General features: G+C 59.6%; 17 protein-coding genes and 1 tRNA gene. 12 read left to right on the top strand and 6 right to left on the bottom strand.

Going from position 1 to position 19,952, the window contains the following annotated elements; all coding sequences use genetic code 11:
* Nucleotides 1–2: 2 nt before the first annotated feature.
* Entirely contained in the window at nt 3–2,429 is a 2,427-nt protein-coding gene (locus OVA07_RS14330; RefSeq protein ID WP_268172153.1) for a TonB-dependent receptor, read from the bottom strand.
* A gap of 169 nt (nt 2,430–2,598) precedes the next feature.
* Between OVA07_RS14330 and OVA07_RS14325 the strand changes: the two genes are divergently transcribed.
* Complete coding sequence (locus OVA07_RS14325; RefSeq protein WP_268172152.1) at nt 2,599–3,660, top strand: AraC family transcriptional regulator; 1,062 nt, start codon at nt 2,599–2,601, stop codon at nt 3,658–3,660.
* Here the strand turns inward: OVA07_RS14325 and OVA07_RS14320 are convergent.
* Complete coding sequence (locus tag OVA07_RS14320; RefSeq protein ID WP_268172151.1) at nt 3,650–4,618, bottom strand: LysR family transcriptional regulator; 969 nt, start codon at nt 4,616–4,618, stop codon at nt 3,650–3,652. The two genes, OVA07_RS14325 and OVA07_RS14320, sit on opposite strands and share 11 nt — an antisense overlap.
* Before the next feature lie 117 nt (nt 4,619–4,735).
* Here OVA07_RS14320 and OVA07_RS14315 point away from each other — a divergent pair, with 117 nt between their 5' ends.
* The 6 genes from OVA07_RS14315 (at nt 4,736) to OVA07_RS14290 (ending at nt 12,058) form a co-directional block, all read left to right on the top strand.
* The gene (locus OVA07_RS14315; RefSeq protein ID WP_268172150.1) at nt 4,736–5,851 is read left to right on the top strand and encodes an NAD(P)-dependent alcohol dehydrogenase; all 1,116 of its coding nucleotides are present in this window, start codon (nt 4,736–4,738) and stop codon (nt 5,849–5,851) included.
* A 111-nt stretch (nt 5,852–5,962) separates the two neighbouring features.
* Entirely contained in the window at nt 5,963–7,489 is a 1,527-nt protein-coding gene (locus tag OVA07_RS14310; protein WP_268172149.1) for an acetyl-CoA acetyltransferase, read from the top strand.
* Between the two features lie 28 nt (nt 7,490–7,517).
* Nucleotides 7,518–8,702, top strand: coding sequence for a CaiB/BaiF CoA transferase family protein (locus OVA07_RS14305; protein WP_268172148.1), 1,185 nt, complete (start codon nt 7,518–7,520; stop codon nt 8,700–8,702).
* 148 nt (nt 8,703–8,850) lie between these two features.
* Nucleotides 8,851–10,791, top strand: a complete 1,941-nt coding sequence (locus OVA07_RS14300) for a pilus assembly protein (protein WP_268172147.1) — start codon at nt 8,851–8,853, stop codon at nt 10,789–10,791.
* A 5-nt stretch (nt 10,792–10,796) separates the two neighbouring features.
* Entirely contained in the window at nt 10,797–11,396 is a 600-nt protein-coding gene (locus OVA07_RS14295; RefSeq protein ID WP_268172722.1) for a TadE/TadG family type IV pilus assembly protein, read from the top strand.
* Nucleotides 11,390–12,058 carry a TadE/TadG family type IV pilus assembly protein gene (locus OVA07_RS14290; protein WP_268172146.1) on the top strand — a complete coding sequence of 223 codons (669 nt, stop codon included), beginning with the start codon at nt 11,390–11,392 and terminating at the stop codon, nt 12,056–12,058. The genes OVA07_RS14295 and OVA07_RS14290 overlap by 7 nt, the downstream gene beginning before the upstream one ends.
* 22 nt (nt 12,059–12,080) lie before the next feature.
* On the opposite strand, the gene OVA07_RS14285 is transcribed toward OVA07_RS14290, so the two are convergent.
* Both OVA07_RS14285 and OVA07_RS14280 read right to left on the bottom strand, forming a co-directional pair.
* Nucleotides 12,081–12,419 (bottom strand): hypothetical protein, encoded by a 339-nt coding sequence (locus tag OVA07_RS14285; RefSeq protein WP_268172145.1) that lies wholly within the window; start codon nt 12,417–12,419, stop codon nt 12,081–12,083.
* Nucleotides 12,420–12,478: 59 nt separating this feature from the next.
* Nucleotides 12,479–12,555, bottom strand: a tRNA-Arg gene (locus OVA07_RS14280).
* A 144-nt stretch (nt 12,556–12,699) separates the two neighbouring features.
* Between OVA07_RS14280 and OVA07_RS14275 the strand changes: the two genes are divergently transcribed.
* Nucleotides 12,700–13,446, top strand: coding sequence for a queuosine precursor transporter (locus tag OVA07_RS14275; protein WP_268172144.1), 747 nt, complete (start codon nt 12,700–12,702; stop codon nt 13,444–13,446).
* Between the two features lie 76 nt (nt 13,447–13,522).
* On the opposite strand, the gene OVA07_RS14270 is transcribed toward OVA07_RS14275, so the two are convergent.
* On the bottom strand, nt 13,523–13,747 hold the full coding sequence (locus OVA07_RS14270; RefSeq protein ID WP_268172143.1) for a PspC domain-containing protein: 225 nt from the start codon (nt 13,745–13,747) through the stop codon (nt 13,523–13,525).
* Entirely contained in the window at nt 13,747–13,875 is a 129-nt protein-coding gene (locus OVA07_RS14265; RefSeq protein WP_268172142.1) for a hypothetical protein, read from the bottom strand. Before OVA07_RS14265 ends, OVA07_RS14270 begins: the two co-directional genes overlap by 1 nt.
* 338 nt (nt 13,876–14,213) lie before the next feature.
* Here OVA07_RS14265 and rimP point away from each other — a divergent pair, with 338 nt between their 5' ends.
* Genes rimP through infB form a run of 4 tightly spaced genes read left to right on the top strand, consistent with a single transcriptional unit; the run spans nt 14,214 to nt 19,832 of the window.
* On the top strand, nt 14,214–14,798 hold the full coding sequence (gene rimP, locus OVA07_RS14260; protein WP_268172141.1) for a ribosome maturation protein RimP: 585 nt from the start codon (nt 14,214–14,216) through the stop codon (nt 14,796–14,798).
* A gap of 3 nt (nt 14,799–14,801) precedes the next feature.
* Nucleotides 14,802–16,454, top strand: a complete 1,653-nt coding sequence (nusA, locus tag OVA07_RS14255) for a transcription termination factor NusA (RefSeq protein ID WP_268172140.1) — start codon at nt 14,802–14,804, stop codon at nt 16,452–16,454.
* Nucleotides 16,435–17,172 carry a DUF448 domain-containing protein gene (locus OVA07_RS14250; protein ID WP_268172139.1) on the top strand — a complete coding sequence of 246 codons (738 nt, stop codon included), beginning with the start codon at nt 16,435–16,437 and terminating at the stop codon, nt 17,170–17,172. Before nusA ends, OVA07_RS14250 begins: the two co-directional genes overlap by 20 nt.
* 5 nt (nt 17,173–17,177) lie before the next feature.
* The gene (gene infB, locus OVA07_RS14245) at nt 17,178–19,832 is read left to right on the top strand and encodes a translation initiation factor IF-2 (RefSeq protein WP_268172138.1); all 2,655 of its coding nucleotides are present in this window, start codon (nt 17,178–17,180) and stop codon (nt 19,830–19,832) included.
* Nucleotides 19,833–19,952: the final 120 nt, after the last annotated feature.

Here is a 19,952-nt window from a genome sequence, read left to right as displayed (position 1 = left end):
GATCAGAACGTGGCGCGCACCCGGATGCCATAAGTGCGCGGCGCGCCCGGATAACCGTTCTGGTCGCCGGTTTGCAGCGGGGTTGGGAACGACTGGGTAAACCAGGTCTTGTCGAACAGGTTCTGCATCCATCCTTCGATCAGCAGGCCGGTCTTGGGCAGCTTGAACCCAAGGTTGGCATTAACCAGCGTGACCGCCGGCTGTTCTGCCGTCGTTGCAGTGCTGATAAGTGCGCTGCTGGTATATTGCACCTGCACCCGGCCCAGCACGTTCAGGTTGTCGTTGACCGGCTGGTCAAGGTTAAGCGTGGCGTTGCCTGAAAACTTCGGGCTGAAGCGGAAGCGTGAACCCGACAGTACCGGATCGATCAGCGGATCGACGCCATATTTGGCATGGGGTATCCAGGTGCCATCAAGCCCCAGTGTCACAGTATCCGACAACTGGAACATGTTTTCGATTTCAACACCGTAATCCTTGGCCGACTTGGCGTTCAGCACGGTAAAGCGCAGCCCGATGAACTGTGCGATCTGAAGGTCGGACAGGTCGTAATAGAAGAACGCGATGTTGGTCCGCGCCCGGCCATCGAGATACTGGATCTTGCCACCCACTTCGAAGGCATTCACCTTTTCCGGCTTGTAGCGCGGGTTCAGCGGGGCTTGCGCCGGGGCATTGCCAAAGAACGCCGCGCGGATTGGTGCGGGCAGGGCATTATAGACAGTGGCGTTGTTTATCAGTGTGCCCGCCGCGTTCACGTCCATGTTGACGCCGCCCGCCTTGAAGCCACGGTTATAGGTGGCATAGAGCATCACGTCGTCCGTCGGGCGATATTGCAGGCCGAGTGTTCCCGACATCGCCTTGTTGGTGCTGGTGGCGTCATAAGCTGGCGACGGCGCAATGCCGAGCAGGGTGAACACATCGAACGGCGATGACCGGTAGAACGCATTGTTGAAGAAGCCGCGCTTCTTTTCCTGTGAATAGCGCAAGCCAGCAATCACGTTGAACGTGTCGTTCACCGCAAAGTCGAGATGCACAAAGCCCGCGTAGGACTTGGCTGAACCGCCCATGCGTTCGGTGGTCCATGTGCCGGGGGCGGCATTGGCGGTGCCCGGCGCAACGCCAAGCTGGGCAAAGATCGCATCCCAGAAGAACTGCGCCTGATTGGCCCACGGCAGATCGCGGCCCATCTTGAGCTTTTCATCCGAGAAGAACAGCCCGACCACCGCTTCGGCATTCAGCGCCGGAATCTTGGTGTTGTAGGTCAGTTCTTGCGAGATGAAGCGGCTTTCGAAACTTTCGTTATAGCGGAAGATGTCCGCGCCCGAAAAATCGGGGTCAAGATCGCGTTGGTCGACCTTAAACTTGCGCACGGCGGTAACCGATTTCAGCGTGCCTTCACCTACTTGCGCGTCGACCAGCAGCGTGCCGCCGTAATCCTCGATGGTCTGCTTACCGTCGCCGTTCAGTGTTTGCTCCCAGTCGGAAGGATCGCTGGACGGCAACTTACGCCCGGTCAGTGCCATGGACGATGCCGGGATCGCGCCGGTCAGGACGCCCAGGAACTGCGCGCTGCTGGCAGGTTGATAAACGGTCAAAAGGTCGATCAATGGCTGGGTCGGACCATCGACAAAGGCAGACGTGGCATAGCAGCAGTTGCCGTTGCTGTAGGAATAGTCTCCGATCAGCCGGACGGTCAGGTTCTCGCTGGGTTCAAACAGCAATTGCGCCTTGGCGGCGCGGGTCTTGTTGCCATTCAGGTCGCGACCCGTTGTGCTGTCGGTGTAAAAGCCGTTCTGGCTTGATGCCAGACCTGCGATGCGGAAAGCCACTGTGTCGGAAAGGGGCACGTTGATTGCGCCCCGCACGATCAGGCTGTCATAGTTGCCATAAGTTGCCTCGACCGATCCGTTGACATCGTTCAGCGATGGCGCGGCAGAAGCTAGCAGCAGCGCCCCAGCGGTCGTGTTTTTGCCAAACAGCGTGCCCTGTGGTCCGCGCAGAACCTGAAGGTTGTCGATATCGAGGAAGTTCTGCAACGCGGCGGCGGCGCGGGTGCGATAGACGCCATCGATGAACACGCCAACCGAACCTTCGAACGAACGGCTGTTGCCGGTGGTGCCAAGGCCGCGAATAATCAGATTGGCGCTCGATGTGGCAATGTTGGTCACGCGGAAGCTGATCGACGGGCTGATCGCTTGAATATTGGCGACATTTTCCACGCGCGCCTGCGCCAGCGCTTCGGAATTGGCTGCGGTGATGGCGATGGGCACATCCTGCAGGTTTTCGCTGCGACGCTGTGCGGTAACGATAATTTCGGCAAGGCCCGCACTGCTGCCGGTCTGTCCCGCGTCCTGCGCCGAAGCCAGCGTTGGCGCGGCCAGGCCGGCCAGAACTGCGCCGATAGCTGCGCTGCGCATCAGATAATCTTTCATGCAACCTCCCAATGGTCTGCTGTTATCCGGCGTGCCTTTTGGCTGTTCGCGCCAGATCGCCCGGATCGTCTTGACCAGAGACTGGACAAGCGGCGGGCTTGGTTGCATCTTGCGTTTAATCGATTAATTGATCTTGACGGATGCTATCGCACTATTGTCACATCACATCATGACCCATTCTGATCTCAACACCGATTCCGGGCTGGCCCACGCCAGCGCCATGCGCCAGTTTTCGCAGTTCGCTGCGGTTGCCGGGCTTGATCTGGCGCGCTTGTGCCCGCCAGACCTTTATCGCACCATCGAACAGGCCGAAGAGGCGGAGTGGCTTCCAGCCAGTGCGCATGTCGATGTGATGCAGGCTGCCGCCATTGCCTCAGGGCGTGATGATCTGGGCGTGGCTTTTGGCATGTGGTGCAATGTGCGCGGGTTTGGGCCGGTCAGCCTGTTGTGGGATCATTGCAGCACACTGGACGAAGCCAGTCGTATCACCCGCCGCTATATGCACCTTGAAAGCGCGGCGATGCGGTCCAGCACCGATATCGACGGACATGAAGCCGCGCTGCGCCATATTCTGATGGTCCCTGCGCGACTGGGAGGATCGCAGTTCCTGCAAGCCACGCTGGCGCTGCAATTGCGCATCGTGCGGATGCTGCTAGGCGAAGAGTGGACACCGATTCGGCTGGAGCTTGATCATCCGGCACCTGCCAGCCTGCGCTATCATCAGGCGGTGTTCCGCTGCCCGATAGAGTTCGGTGCGGATCGGTGCGCACTGGTGTTTCGCAAGTCCGATCTGCATCGGCCATCGCCGCGCGGCAATGCCGAAATGGTGCGTTATCTTGAACGGCAACTGGCGCAGGCTGACAGCCATTGGCCCGGTGATTTGGTGCAACAGGTGCGCTATTTCATCGCTGCGAACCTGACGGAGCGGAAGGCAAATCTGCCGCATGTTGCTGGATTGGCAGGACTTTCCCCGCAGAGCTTGCAACGACGTCTGGCCGAACGCGGCACGACTTTCGCCGTCATCCTCGAAGATGAACGCAAACGCACGGCTGATGAATATTTCCGAACCGCCCGCCGGCCCAACCTGACTGAACTGTCGCACCGGCTGGGTTACACCGATGCCAGCGCCGCCAGCCGATTTCTGCGCCAGCATATGGCTACCGGCGCAAGAGCGCTGCTGGCGCAATCGCGCGCGGCAAAGGGTGGGAGCGGCCTTCGCGCTATGGCCTGATATCTGGAGGCAGTAGCTTGGCTGCCAGTTCCCACAGCCGGTCTTCAATGGCAGAGCGTTGCTTGCGATCGTTGCGGATCACAGCCAGTTCGGTGCGGATGGAAAGACCGGCAGCAGGGCGATAGACCACGTTGCCGTGGTCGCGCGGGCGGAACTGGGCAATGGATATGGCCGGTATCCGATATTCGCGGCAATATCGTTCCAAAGCAAAGGCATGGGCTTCAGGCGGAAGGAAGCCTGTGGCGCCGCAAGATGTCAGCCATGCCGAAATCGGGCCATAGAGGCTGCGACCATGCAGCGGTGCCAGCATGGCGATGACTGATCCTGTAAGCGCCTCGATCGGCACCACATCGAACCGGGCAAGAGGGTGTTCGTGCGGGATGGCAAGGCCGATCGGTTCCGAACTGATCGTCAGGCGCGCCAGCCCATCGGGCATCTCCAGCTCACCCGCCCCTTCGCCAGCCATATCAGCAAGATAGCGTTCGTGCGGCACAGGCGCTGCCACCACCATCGCCATGTCGATGGCACCCTTTATCAGGCCTTCGATCAATGAATTGGTGAAAGCGTTGTCCACCCGCAGCGACATGTCGGGCAATTCGCGCGCGATGGCCGATAGCAGCGCACCATGTTCGGGCAGTTCGAAGGTATAGATTGGCGCGCCCAGCACGATGCGCCGGTCGGGCTTGGAACGCCAGGCGCCAAGCTGGGCGGCAAAGCTATCGGCCTGCGCCACGAACACCCGCGCGGGATCGAGCAAAGCCTTGCCCACGGGCGAAAGACGCACTGCGCGGGTGGTGCGTTCGAACAGGCGATGCCCCACCTGATCTTCCAGTTTCCTGATCTGGGCCGAAAGGCTGGGCTGGGTCAGGTTCATCCGCTTTGCCGCACGGCCAAAGCTCAGATCCTGCGCCAGCGCAAGGAAACAGCGGATCGCCTTGATGTCGACATCGGGGTACATGACGCGAATATATCGAATGATCCTATAAATCGAAAGGTTAAATCGATTGGACGCTGCGACAGCGGGTGGACTAGCCTCAATCCCAAGCTGGAAAAGCCGTTGCCTGGAGGATTGCCGATGACCACTTGCACCGCCGCTGTCGCACGCGGCGCGCACCAGCCTTTCACTATCGAGCAAATCAGTGTTGGCGGCCCGCGTGCGGGCGAAGTGCTGGTGCGGATTGCAGGTGTCGGCCTGTGTCACACCGATCTTGTGTTCCGCGATCAGTTTGACGCCTTCGTCAAACCTGGCGTGCTGGGCCACGAAGGCGCAGGCGTGATCGAAGCTGTTGGCGAAGGTGTAAGCGGCCTCGTTGTGGGGGACCGGGTGGTTCTGGGCTTTTCGTCCTGCGGTGGGTGCCCACGCTGCGACGAACACCTGCCCAGCTACTGCCAGAATTTCGTGCCGATGAACTATGCCGGTATGCGGCTGGACGACGGATCGACCGCTTATTCCGATGCTGGTGGTGAGCGGGTTTCCTCGCACTTCTTTGGCCAATCATCGTTTGCCATGCTGGCCGTTACCCGCGCACGCAACGTGGTGAAAGTGCCTGATGGCACGGCAGTTCCGCTAGAACTGCTGGGACCATTGGGCTGTGGGCTGATGACAGGTGCTGGCGCGGTGATGAAATCGATGGCCTGCAAGGCTGGGTCATCGCTGATCGTGTTCGGCGGTGGTCCTGTCGGTCTTGCCGCGGTCATGGCGGGCAAGGTGCAGGACTGTTCGCACGTCATCCTGGTGGAACCGGTGGCTGCACGGCGCGGCATTGCGCTGGAACTGGGCGCAACCCATGTGATCGATCCAGTGTCGGGTGACCTGGGCGAAGCGGTTCGCGCCATTCTGCCGCTGGGCGTGGATGCCGCGCTTGACACCACCGGTAACGTCGGTGTGATCGAGACGGGGCTGGCCAATCTGGCGCCCCATGGCATCATCGGCCTTGTTGGTGTGCCCAAGGACATGACTGCATCGATTAGCGTTAATATCGCCGCGCTGATGACGCCGGGCCTGCGCATTATCGGCATCATCGAGGGCGATGCCGTGCCGCAGGACTTCATCCCCGAACTGCTGGCGCTGAACGCCAAAGGCCAGTTTCCGTTCGAGCGGCTGGTGCAGACTTTCCCGCTTTCCCAAATCAACGAGGCTGTCGAAGTGCAGGCAAAAGGGCAGTGCATCAAGGTTGTCCTGATCCCTTAGGGTTAGCCCGTAAGTAATTGAAATTAAAATATATAGCCGGATGACATGAAGCCCCTTGTGCGTGAGAACAAGTCTGCGTTCATGACTTGAGCTGAAAGGAACATCATGCAAGTGCCTGATACGACGCCGGTTATCGTCGGCGTCGGCCAGTTCGTCGAACGGATCGATGCCCCTGACTATGCCGGCCTGTCCTTTGCCGAACTGTCGGCAAGGGCAGGGGCGGCGGCTTTGGCCGATAGTGGCGCTGCGGCAGAAGTCGTGCCGCTGGTAAAGGCCGTGGGCGCGGTGCGCACGTTCGAGGAATCGGGCGCAATGCAGGTGCCGTTCGGGCGGGCTGACAAGATGCCGCTGGCAGTGGCGCGCCGCCTTGGCATTACCCCCGATGTTGCGATCCTTGAAAAGGTGGGCGGGCAATCACCGCTGGCGCTTCTGGCCGATATGGGCGGACGGATTGCCGGTGGCGAAGTGCCCGCTGCGCTGCTGTTCGGCAGCGAGGCCATTTCCACGGTGCGCCATCTGGTCACCAAGGGGGAAAGCCGCGACTGGGCCGAACATGACGATGGCGAGATGATTGACAAGGGCATGGGCTTTGAAGGCACCTTGTCCCCTGTCAGCATCGCCCATGGTATTCGCGCGCCGGTGGTGGCTTATGCCCTATGCGAAAACGCACGTCGGGCGCGGCTGGGTCTTTCGCGTGCGGACTACGCGCTGGAAATGGGGCGGTTATTCGCGCCGTTCACGCATGTTGCAGCGGATAATCCTTACAGTGCGGCAGCATCAAGGCCGATGACGGCGGAAGATATCGCCACGCCCGGCGAACGTAACCGGATGATTGCCGATCCCTATCCGCTGAAAGTGGTGTCGCGCGATCAGGTCAATCAGGCAGCAGCCGTGCTGGTCATGTCTGTATCCGCCGCGCGCGATGCTGGCGTGCCGCAGGACAAATGGGTCTATCTCCACGGAGCTGCGCTGGCCAATGAGCGCGAGATTCTCGACCGACCTGATATCGGCGGTTACCCGGCAGCCAATGCGGCGATCGCATCGGCTCTTGCCACGGCGGGCAAGAGCGCGGCAGATATGGCCGCATTCGACTTCTATTCTTGCTTCCCGATTCCGGTGTTCAACGCGGCGGTTGATGGGCTGGGCTTGCAAGCCGATGATCCGCGCGGGCTGACCGTGACCGGCGGGCTGCCCTATTTTGGTGGGGCGGGGAACAACTATTCCATGCACGCTTTCGCCACTATGGCGGAACGGTTGCGCGCCGTGCCCGGCAGTTATGGTTTTGTCGGCCTGAACGGCGGGTTCCAGTCGAAATACGGCGCGGCAGTCCTGTCCACCACGCCGCGCACGTGGCCCGGGTGCGAAGCCGCTTCAGTGCAGGCCGCGCTTGATGCTGCGCCCAAGGCTGAACTGGCGACCGATGCGGCGGGCAAGGGGCGGATCGGCACCTATACGGTGGTCTATGCCAAGGGCGTGCCCGATCAGGCCATCGTGATTGGCGACAGGGATGGTGGTGGGCGTTTTATCGCCACCAGCCGCGAAGCCGATGTGATTTCCGCGATGCTGGGCAGTGATCCGCTGGGCCGTACGGTCATCGTGACGCCCGGTGAGAAACGCAACAGCTTCGTCTTTTCATGACGACTTTTGAAAAAGCGGGACTTTTGAAATGAGCGATAAGCCGGTGATGCTCGAAGGCATCCGCGTGGTGGACCTGACCACGGTGGTCTTCGGCCCCTATTGCACCCAGATCCTTGCCGACTTGGGTGCGGATGTCATCAAGGTGGAAAGCCCCGGCATGGGCGATGCCTTCCGTTGGTCGGGCAAGGCGGCGGTGACGCCGGGCATGGCCCCGGCCTGGATGGCGCTAAACCGTGGCAAGAAGTCTGCCGCTCTCGATCTCAAGACTGATGATGATCGCAAAGTCATGCTCGATCTGTTGCGCGAGGCGGACGTGTTCGTCGTCAACGTGCGCGGCAAGGCGCTGGAGAGGATCGGGCTGGATTATGAAAGCCTGAAAGCGGTCAATCCGGGACTTATCTATGTTCATTGCGTCGGCTTTGGGCAGGATGGGCCTTATGCTGACCTTCAGGCCTATGATGATGTCATTCAGGCCGCCACCGGCACCACCACGCTGCTGCCCCGCGTCGATGGCAATCCCAGTCCGCGCTATCTGCCGTCATTGGTGGCAGACAAGGTGGCGGGGCTTCATGCCGCTTATGCAGCCCTTGCCGCGATCGTCCACAAACAGCGTACCGGCGATGGCGCGCATGTTGAAGTGCCGATGTTCGAAGCATTTTCCAGTTTCATGCTGCTTGAACATCTGGGCGGGCTGACGTTCGATCCGCCCAATGCACCGGTCGGTTACTTCCGCCAGATTGATCCTGACCGTCAGCCTTTCCCTACTGCAGATGGTCATATCAGTGTGGTTGCCTATACTGACGATGCTTGGGCGCGCATTTTTGCCCTGCTGGATCAGTCCGATTTTCTGGATCAGCCTCACCTGGCCACGCCGCAATTGCGGCTGAAAGCACAGCCTGAACTTTACCGGGCCATTGCCCGTTTTACCCCTGCGCTGACCACTGCAGAGATTTTGCAACGCTGCCATGCGGCACAAATCCCGGCGCAGGCTGTGCGCGACATTGGTGACATCATGGCAGATCCGCACCTCCAGGCAGTTGGTTTTTTCCAATCCCGTCAACACCCTGTTGAAGGTGGATATTATGAACAGAGCGCGCCTGTGCGATTCTCGGTTTCTGAAGATGGTAAACAAATGCGGCCTCCACCGCTGGCCGGGCAGGATACCGACCATGTCAGAAATGCAGGCTGGAGGGCATTTGAGGCGAAAACCTGACGGTTAATGGCCTTCGTGGTGATGCTAAGGGTTTTCCACATTAAAATTAGATAACAGAAAGATAAATATTAGATAAAGTTAGGATTCTTGAAACCGGTCTGGCCGCTTCTGGCAGCATCGTCAGAAGTAGATAGGCAGTACGGTTTTCATGTCGCGGTTTCTCTCACGACTTCGCCATAGCACTGCGGGCAGCATCCTGCCGATTGCGGCTGTAGCTGCGCCTATCATGCTCGCGCTGATCGGTGGTGGCATTGATATCGGCCGCATCTACAAGGCGCGCAACCGGTTGCAGTCTGCCTGCGATGCCGGGGCGCTTGCCGGGCGACGTGCAGTTACCACCAACGGCTATGATACTGCGGCACAAACCCAAGCCAACACCTACTTCAATACCAACTTCGACCAGAACGAAGTCGGGGCGACCAACACCGTCTTTCAGACCAGTTCATCCGACAGTGGCAATCTGGTCGCAGGCACGGCCACGTCATCGGTGCAGACTGCGATCATGGGCGCTTTTGGCTACGACGAAATCCAGGTTCAGGTGGAATGCAGCGCCACGATGGGCGTGGGCAACAGCGACATTACCATGGTGCTGGATACTACCGGGTCGATGGGCCAGACGCTTTCCGGCAGCAACCAGACCCGCATCCAGGCGCTGCGCGCCGCGATGAAGAACTTCTACACGACTGTTGCCACGGCCACGCAGGGGTCAAATGCCCGCGTCCGCTATTCGTTCGTGCCCTACAGTTCATCGGTCAACGTCGGCCGCCTGTTGCTGGCACGCGATGCGGATTATCTGGTGGACAGCTGGCCAATCCAGTCGCGCCAGCCGGTGTTCAACACCATTACCGAACAGGTCTTCGTTGGTTGGAATAACCCGGTCTATACCAGTTCGCAAAGCTACAGCTCGGAATCCAGCAGCAGCAATTACCAGTACAGCAGCACCCGTTATAACGGATCGTCGTCCTGTACCAATGCTCTGCCAAGTAATACGGCTTGGGCGAACAATGGTTCGTCAACGACATCAAACTCGAGCACTACCAACGGATCGGGGCAGCAGGTTGTCACCACTACGACCACCCAGCCGCAGCGCAAGACGACGTATTACTGCTATCGGGAAAGCAGCTCGCGGTACTACATATATTACTATTACACCTATCGTAACTACTACACCTACAGCTACGCGACCAGCGATCCGGTATATGAAACCCGCACCCGCACCGAATTCAGCCACTTCGCTTATAAACGGGTGACGTATGATACCAGCGCTTACAAGCAGTTTACTGCAGCAAGCGTGCCCAACGGCACCAATGGCGCAGCAGTGTCTTACACGTGGGGCGGCTGCATTGAAGAACGCGAAACGGTTTCGGATGACAGCTTCAGCTATTCCAGCATGACCGGCGTGTCTCCGTCCGGGGCGCTTGATCTTGATGTGGATGCCGAACCTGACGAAGATGATGACGCAACCAAGTGGGCACCGATGTGGCCCGAGGTGGCCTATTATCGTCTGACCAGCGGCGGGAGCCTGACCAATGCTTCGGAAACGACGCGCGGGGGCAAGGCCAATTCTTATTGCCCGTATCAGGCCCAGCTTTTGCAGACGATGAGCCAGTCGGCATTCTACACTTATGCAGATTCACTGGTCGCTGCGGGTTCCACGTACCATGACCTTGGCATGATCTGGGGCCTGCGCCTCAATTCGCCCGATGGTCCATGGCGCGATCTGGTGAATGATGAACCGTCCAACGGCGGCAAGGTTTCGCGACACATCATTTTCATGACCGACGGTATCATGGAGCCGAGCTATTCGATTCAGTCGACCTATGGCATCGAATACCATGATCGCCGGATCACCGATGACGGCTATTCCAACCAGGCCGCTCGCCACACCTCACGCTTCCGCGCTTTGTGCGATGTGGCCAAGGGGAAGGGGTTCCGTGTGTGGGTCATTGCCTTCGGTTCCGGCATGACCAGCGACCTCACGTATTGCGCGTCTGATAACAGCTCGTACACCGCCAGCAGTTCCGCCGAACTGAACACAGCGTTTCAGGAAATCGCCAAGAACGTCGGCGAACTGCGGATTTATCAGTGAAGGTCATGCGCGCCTTGGCCCGCCGGATACGGCGTCCTGTGGTTCTTGCCGACCGCAGCGGCGTCAGCGCGATCGAATTTGCCGTGATCGCGCCGGTGTTCATCATGATGATTATGGTCTGCTTCGATTATGGGCAGATGGTATATGCGATGGGCGTTCTGGATGGTGCGGTGGAAAAGGCCGCGCGTGATTCCTCCATCGAAAGTGGTGACACAACGCAGGCCGACGCCAAGGTGAGGGAGGTGATGCAGGACATCCTGCCCAACGCAGAAGTCACTTCGCAGCGCCGCAGCTATTTCGATTTCGTCGACGTTGACCGGCCCGAACGCTGGAACGATGCCAACAACGATGGCACCTGTTCCACAGGCGAGAATTTCGTTGATGAAAACAGCAATGGCACATGGGATTCCGATGTCGCGAAAACCGGCAATGGCGGCGCGAACGACGTGGTCATCTACACCGTCACGGTACGATATGTCTCTGTATATGGATCGATGATCCTTCCCATGGGGACGGCGGAGCGCGAATTCAGTTCTACCACCGTTCGCCGCAACCAACCTTATGCATTGCAGGACAATGCCGGATCAGAGGCAGGAATATGCTGAAGCGGCTGAACCCGTTTTCCCGTCGCAAGGCGCTACAGCTCGGCCGGTGTAAATCGGGCGTGACCATTATCGAGTTTGCGCTGGTTGCGCCGTTTGTTCTCAGTATTGCCTGCTACGGTGTCGAACTGGCCTATCTCAACACCACAGATATGAAGTTGAGCGAACTGGCATTGACGCTCGCCGACAACGCTTCACGTCTGGGGCAGACCGATAACAGCGCGGTTACCCCTACGGTGACCGAAACCGATGTCAATTCAGTCATGCTGGGGGCCGAGGAACAAGGCCGTACGATCAATATAGAAACGCGCGGCAGAGTGATCCTGTCCAGTCTTGAGCGTGATGCCACCACGGGGCGCCAGTATATCCACTGGCAACGCTGCCTGGGCGATTACAATCATCAATCCGCCTATGGCAACGACAGCACCCGCAATGGCCTGAACGGGGCTGTCATCACCGGCATGGGCAGCGGTCCAACCAAGATTGCCGCTTCAGCAGGCAATGCCGTCATGTTCGTGGAAATCTTCTATGAATATGAGGGCATATTTGGCGAAATGTTCGTCGAAAATATCACGATGGCCAAAGAAGGTGCGTTTCTCGTGCGCGACGAACGCAACCTGACGCCCGGCGTTACAGGCACGGGCGGCATGTACCCCTGCACCTGACGGCGTTCGGAAACGCGTTCTCTTAGCGCTTCTTTCTGGCGATGGTGGCCGTGAAGTCGGGATCTTTGTTTGCCACCCAGTCGACGAATTTTCGGACAGCCGGGTTGGCTAAAAGGTCTTCCACATTCATCCCGTGGCGTTGCAGTTCTGAATTGGTGAAATTGGCTATCAGCGTTTGCTGGCAAATAGGATGCATCGGCACCACATCGCGTCCGCCACGACTTTTGGGAACCGGATGATGCCACACGATGGTTTCGCCGGTGGGGCGTCCGCAAAGCCAGCAATCCACCACAACCGCAGGAGTTTCCTCCTCGCTGGGCAGGTCGGCATCGTAATCATGCTTCGAATGTTTGCGAGCCATGTGTCTGCCTGAATTGCCCGATGATGCGGGCGTGTTGTTGATGTGGCCTATTGTAGATGTGGTGACCCCGGCGTGACTCGAACACGCAACATCCTGCTTAGAAGGCAGGTGCTCTATCCAGTTGAGCTACGGGGCCGTAACACGGTTCGCGGGAATGCCGAAGGCGGATAACCTGCAATATTCCCATTCGCCAAATCTTGCGCTCAATACCTCAATATCAAGCGCGGCTGTCCCTTAAGCATGCTTTTCGCGCGATGAAAACCGGGTTAGCGTGCGCGCCATGACCGATCCCCAGATTTCGCCTGCGCTCTCCCGCCCCGATCTTGCCAAAATCGATGGAACTGCCGGCGCCCGCCGGCACTTTCGCTATTTCGACTATGTAATGGCCGGGTTCGTCGCCATTCTGCTGCTGTCGAACCTGATTGGTGCGGCCAAACTGGCGCAGGTTGGCGGGTTCACCTTCGGCGCAGGCATCCTGTTCTTCCCGGTATCCTATGTCATCGGTGACGTGCTGACCGAAGTTTATGGCTATGCCCATGCCCGCCGCTGTGTGTGGATGGGCTTTTTCGCGCTGATCTTCATGGCTTTCATGAGCTATGTCGTCGTTGCCATGCCGCCTGCACCGGGCTGGGAAGGACAAGGCGCTTATGAAAGTGTGTTCGGCTCCACCTGGCGGATCGTGCTGGCATCTGTCACCGGGTTCTGGGCGGGTGAATTTGTCAATTCCTTCGTACTGGCCAAGATGAAGATCCTGACTGCGGGCAAGCACCTGTGGTCCCGGACGATTGGCTCCACCGTATTCGGGCAGGCTATCGACAGCCTGATTTTCTACCCCATCGCTTTCCTTGGCATCTGGACGGTAGAGCAGGTGTTGACCGTGATGGTTACCAACTGGCTGATGAAGGTCGTGTGGGAAGCGGCGTTGACCCCGGTAACATACGCGGTTGTTGGCTGGCTCAAGCGCCGCGAAGGGGCCGAAGTGTTCGACACCGGCACGGACTTCTCGCCTTTCGCCAAAACATCCTGACTGTAAAAGCAAAACCCCGCCTCTCCGGGGGCGGGAAAAGCGGGGCTGGACGGGCGCTGGGCATCGCTTGAAAACGTCAGTCGGCAATCAGGCCGATCAGCAGGTATACGATCAGCGCAGTGCCAAATCCCAGCACGGTGGCAAGGCCAAAGGCCACGCGAACCATCGTTACATCGACGTTGAAATAATTGGCGATACCTGCGCAAACGCCCATGAACTTGCCGTGAGTCTTGTCGAGCCGGAACCCGCGTGAAGTTTCGATCGGGCGAGGGGCCGAATCATCGAAGCGAAGCTGCGTCATCAGATCATCTCCTGCATGGTGGCGGGGGTGGCAATGCTTGCCGGGGTGGTGACAGTGCCGGCGATCAGCGCAAGGCTAAGTGTCAGGGCGCTGGCGGCAGCGGCAATGCGCAGGGTGAAAATGGTCATGGAAGTCGTCCTCATGTTCGGGTCGCTAAAGCCTTTTGGCTCATGTCCCTTGCATTGCATGGGCTGTGCCAAACTGGAAAAATGGCGGAAATGCGCGGTTCCTGCCCGAATGTGAGAGTTGTTGAGAGGTAGCCAATGCTAATGGTTGGCGTTCTATGCCAATTATAAGCATTCAACTTTTGAATGGTTCCCGGCCATGCCGATTGCAGCTTGCAATTTTACGGCGCTACGCCTATTTGGCGCTCATCCCGACATTGTGAAAGCAAGGTCAGGCTGGTGCTACCGGGCACCGGCACGGTTCCGCTTTTGTTGTTCGGTTTTTGCCACTTGGAGTTTGCATGACGGATATCGCACGGATTATCGAGGTTGTTGAGCCTGAGGCGAAAGCCATGGGTTTCGATCTCGTGCGCGTGCGGTATTACAAAGGCGGCGAAATCGGGGATGAAGAGCATACGCTCCAGATCATGGCTGAGCGTCCTGCGACCGGTCAGTTGATTATCGAAGATTGTGCTGCGCTGTCGCATCGCATCTCCGATCGTTTCGACGCGCTGGAAGAAGCGGGCGAAAACCTGATCGAAGAGGCTTATCGTCTCGAAGTGTCGTCGCCCGGCATCGATCGCCCGTTGACCCGCGCGAAGGATTTCGCGGCATGGATCGGTCACGAAGCGCGTGTCGAACTGTCCGAACTGATTGACAGTCGCAAGCGTTATCGCGGCGATCTCAAAGGGTTCGATGCCGAAACGCAGACCATTTCCATTGAGGATGACGGCACCGTCTTTGATGTGCCGTTCGCGCTTGTCGCTAATGCCAAGCTTATCCTTACTGACAAACTCATTGCCGCTTCCCGGCCGCTGGACACTTCTGGAGTTGAAGAAGAAGTGATCGGCGGCGCGGACGAAATCCACGAAGAACAGGAAGACTGACCCATGGCCAGTGCGATTTCCGCAAACCGCGCCGAACTGCTCGCAATCGCCAACGCTGTTGCGACCGAGAAGATGATCGACAAGTCGATCGTCATCGAAGCGATGGAAGAGGCGATCCAGAAGTCCGCGCGTAACCGTTATGGCGCGGAAAACGACATTCGCGCCAAGCTTGATCCGCGCACCGGCGATCTTCGTCTGTGGCGCGTGGTTGAAGTGGTCGAAGTGGTCGAAGACTATTTCAAGCAGGTCGATCTCAAGGCTGCCGAAAAGCTGCAGCCCGGCGCGGCTATCGGCGACTTCATTGTCGATCCGCTGCCCCCGGTTGATCTTGGCCGTATCGACGCGCAGTCGGCAAAGCAGGTGATCTTCCAGAAGGTCCGTGATGCTGAACGTGACCGTCAGTATGACGAATTCAAGGATCGCGCTGGCGAAGTCATCACCGGCGTCATCAAGTCGGTCGAATTCGGCCACGTCATCGTCAATCTTGGCCGCGCCGAAGGCGTCATCCGTCGCGATCAGCAGATCCCGCGCGAAGTGCCGCGCGTGGGCGAACGTGTCCGTGCGCTGATCCTCAAGGTTGAGCGTCAGAACCGTGGTCCGCAGATCTTCCTTTCGCGCGCGCACCCTGAATTCATGAAGAAGCTGTTCGCGCAGGAAGTGCCTGAAATCTACGATGGCATCATCGAGATCAAGGCCGCTGCTCGCGATCCGGGCAGCCGCGCCAAGATCGGCGTTATCAGTCGCGATTCCAGCATCGACCCTGTCGGTGCCTGCGTCGGCATGAAGGGCAGCCGTGTGCAGGCCGTCGTGCAGGAAATGCAGGGCGAAAAGATCGACATCATTCCTTGGAGCGAAGATACCGCGACGTTCGTGGTCAACGCGCTTCAGCCTGCCACCGTCAGCCGCGTGGTGATCGACGAGGAAGAAAGCCGCATTGAGGTCGTCGTGCCTGATGACCAGCTTTCGCTCGCCATCGGTCGTCGCGGCCAGAACGTGCGTCTGGCATCGTCGCTGACCGGTTCGGCCATCGACATCATGACCGAAGCTGAAGCATCGGAAAAGCGCCAGAAGGAATTTTCCGAGCGGTCGAAGATGTTCGAGGAAGAACTCGACGTCGACGAAACCCTGTCGCAGTTGCTGGTGGCCGAAGGCTTCACCGAGCTGGAAGAAGTCGCCTACATCGACTTGGCCGAACTCGCCACGATCGAAGGCTTCGACGAGGAACTGGGTGAAGAACTGCAGAGCCGCGCCATCGAAGCGATTGAGCGCCGCGAAGAGGGCTTGCGCGAACAGCGTCGCAGTCTTGGCGTCGAAGACGGGCTGGCAGAACTGCCGCACCTGACCGAAGCCATGCTGGTTACTCTGGGCAAGGCGGGCATCAAGACACTCGACGATCTGGCTGATCTGGCCACCGACGAACTGATTGCCAAGAAGCGCGTCGAACAACGTCGCCGCAATGACAAAGGGCCGCGCGAAAAGAGCGAGCGTTCCGAACGCACTGAAGACAAGGGCGGCGTGCTGGGCGAATATGGCCTGAACGAAGAGCAAGGCAACGAAATCATCATGGCCGCGCGCGCGCACTGGTTCGAAGACGAACCGGTAGCCGAAGTCGAGCCGCAGACCGAGGAGGCCGCCGATGCGGAATCCTCACAATGAGCCGCTAAGCTCCGACATTGATGGCAAAGCGCCGGCGGGGAAATCCTCGCCGGAGCGCAAGTGTGTGCTGACCGGACGGCTGGATATGCGGGGCGAATTGATTCGCCTTGCGATCTCGCCCGACGGCGACGTGCTGCCCGATGTGCTGGCGCGCGCGCCTGGGCGCGGTGCCTGGCTTGGCGTGTCGCGCGCTGACCTTGAAAAAGCGCTGGCCAATGGCAAACTTAAAGGTGCTCTGGCGCGTGCGTTCAAAGGCGCTCCTCTCACTATTCCAGCCGACTTGCCGGAACGTACCGAACAGGCCCTGCGCCGCGCGGTAACCGACCGTCTGGGGATCGAATTGCGCGCAGGCAACATGTTGCTTGGCACTGAAAAGATCGCTCAGGGTGCACGCTCCGGGGCCGTCACATTCCTTGCCCACGCATCTGATGCGGGCAGCGACGGGCCGAACAAGCTGGCGCAGGCATGGCGCGTGGGCGAGGGTGCCGAAGGCACTGGCCTCAAAGGCGTAATCTTGCCGCTGGACCGGGCGGCGCTGTCTGTGGCATTGGGCCGCGACAACGTCGTTCACCTGGGCCTCACCGATGCCGCTGCGACCGAACGAGTCGCGGCGCCGCTACAGCGCCTGATGCATTTTATCGGGCACCAAACCGATGACGCTGCCACGCCCGATGCGGACATGGCGGCGAACGACGATATTGATACGAAGGGCGAATGAGTTCGATGAGCGATAGCGACAAGAAGCCGACGCTGGGCCGCAGGCCGCTGGGCCTCAAGACGGCGGTTGAGGCCGGAGAGGTCAAGCAGACCTTCAGCCACGGTCGCACCAACAAGGTTGTGGTCGAAGTGAAGCGGCGCAAGCTGATGGGCCGGCCGGGCGAGGCTGCGGCCCCCACAGCTGCGCCTGCCGCTGCTGCAACGCCTGCGCCCACGCCCGTCGCCCCTCCGCCGCCCCCACCGCCACCGCCCGCTGCGCCTTCGGCCAGCCGCGAAACGCGCCAGGAAATGCAGGCTCGCCTGCTGCGCGAAGCTGAAGAAGCTCGCCTCAACTCGCTGGAAGCGGCCAACCGCCGTGAGCAGGAAGAACGCCTGCGTGCGATCGAGGAAGAACGCCGCCGTTTAGAGGAAAAGGCTCGCGCTGAGGCCGCTGCTGCTGCGCCTCAGCCGCCCGTCGCCCAACCCGAAGCCGCGCCTGCGCCCGTCCAGCCGGAAGCAAAGCAGCCCGAACCGGCCCAGCCTGTGGCCGAAACGCCTGCTGCTGCTGCTGTTGCCACTGCCGAAGCTGCCCCCGCCGCGGCAGAAGCGCCCAAGGCTGCTGCTCCTGCTCCTGCTGCTGCGCCGCGTGCAGAAGAAGCCCGGCCTGCCGCTGCACCTGCGCCGCGCCGCTTCACCCCGGTCACGCCATCCACGCCGCCCAAGCGGCCTGATGCTGCGGCCAAGAAGCCTGCTCATCCGCAGCGTGACCGCAAGACCGAAGACCGTCGCGGCGGCAAGCTGACCGTGACCCGCGCTTTGAACGAGGACGAAGGCGCACGCGCACGCAGCCTCGCCGCGCTCAAGCGTGCCCGTGAAAAGGAACGCCGTGCGCACTTCGCCGGCCAACAGCACCAGCGCGAAAAACAGGTCCGCGATGTGATCGTGCCCGAAGCGATCACCGTGCAGGAACTGTCGAACCGCATGGCGGAGAAGGCGGCAGACCTTATCAAGGCGCTGTTCAAGATGGGCATGATGGTCACCATCAACCAGACTATCGATCAGGACACCGCTGAACTGCTCGTCACCGAATTTGGCCACAACATCCAGCGCGTCAGCGACTCCGATGTCGATATCGATAACGCTGCCGACGTTGATGCTGAAGAATCGCTGAAGGCGCGCCCGCCGGTGGTCACCATCATGGGCCACGTCGATCACGGCAAGACCTCGCTGCTCGATGCGCTGCGCGGAACCGATGTGGTGCGCGGCGAAGCTGGCGGTATCACGCAGCATATCGGCGCCTATCAGATCAAGACCAAGGGTGGCGAACACATCACCTTCCTTGATACGCCGGGCCACGAAGCCTTTACCGAAATGCGTATGCGCGGTGCCAATGTCACCGACATCGTGATCCTTGTGGTCGCAGGTGATGACGGGCTGATGCCGCAGACGATCGAGGCGATCAACCACACCAAGGCCGCTGGCGTGCCGATGATCGTGGCGATCACCAAGGCCGACAAGCCGGAATTCAACCCGCAGAAGATCCGTGAACGTCTGCTCGAACACGAAATCATCGTGGAAGCGATGTCGGGTGATGTGCAGGACGTCGAAGTTTCGGCCAAGACCGGTGCTGGCCTTGACGAACTGATCGAAAAGATCCTGTTGCAGTCCGAACTGCTGGAAATGAAGGCCAATCCGGATCGCGCGGCAGAAGCCACCGTGATCGAAGCCAAGCTGGACAAGGGCAAGGGGCCGCTGGCCACCGTTCTGGTCAATCGCGGGACGCTCAAGGTTGGTGATATTCTGGTGGTCGGTACCCAGTCAGGCCGCGTTCGCGCCATGCTTGATGACAAGGGCCGTCAGGTGAAGACCGCTGGCCCGTCGTTGCCGGTCGAAGTTCTGGGCATCGGTGGCGTGCCGATGGCCGGTGACACGCTGACTGTGGTGGAAAGCGAAGCCCGTGCTCGCGAAGTGGCGCTTTACCGCCATGAACGCGCCACGGCCAAGCGCACCGCCCACGCTCCGGCCAGCCTTGAAAACATGTTCTCGGCACTTGCTGCCAAGAACACGGTTATCGAATATCCGCTGGTCATCCGGGCTGACGTTCAGGGTTCTGTCGAAGCTATCGTCAACGCGCTCAACAAGATTTCGACCGACGAAATCAAGGTCCGCATCCTGCAATCGGGCGTCGGTGCCATCACCGAAAGCGACGTCAACCTGGCGCAGGCCAGCGGCGCGCCGATTGTCGGCTTCAACGTCCGTCCAAATGCCAAGGCGCGCGAACTGGTTGAACGTAACAAGGTGCGGATGAAGTACTTTGACGTGATCTACCAGCTCACCGACGATATCCGTTCGGAAATGGCGGGCGAACTTGGTCCGGAAGCCATCGAAACGGTCGTTGGCCGTGCCGAGGTCAAGGAAGTGTTCCCTGCGGGCAAGAAGGACAAGGCGGCCGGTCTGCTGGTTGTCGAAGGCGTTATCCGCAAGGGCCTCCATGCGCGCCTTACCCGCAACGACGTCATCGTCAGCCGTACCACCATTTCGTCGCTGCGCCGTTTCAAGGACGACGTTGCCGAAGTGCGCGGCGGTCTGGAATGCGGTGTGTTGCTGTCCGACACGAACGACATCAAGGCTGGCGATCAGCTCGAAGTCTTCGAAGTCGAAATGCGCGATCGCACGCTGTAACGTGTGGCGAAAAGCCGGGGACGTCGGCGAAGGCCGAATGCCAAGCATCAAGAGCACGGCAAGAGTCCCCGGCGGTTTCGCGCAGAGTTGGCTAAAACCTTCCTTGGTGAGCTGGCCGAG

The organism is Novosphingobium sp. SL115 (genome assembly GCF_026672515.1).
Taxonomy (GTDB): domain Bacteria; phylum Pseudomonadota; class Alphaproteobacteria; order Sphingomonadales; family Sphingomonadaceae; genus Novosphingobium.
Note: the sequence above shows the minus strand (reverse complement) of the source record. Positions and strands in the feature narration are given on the sequence as shown.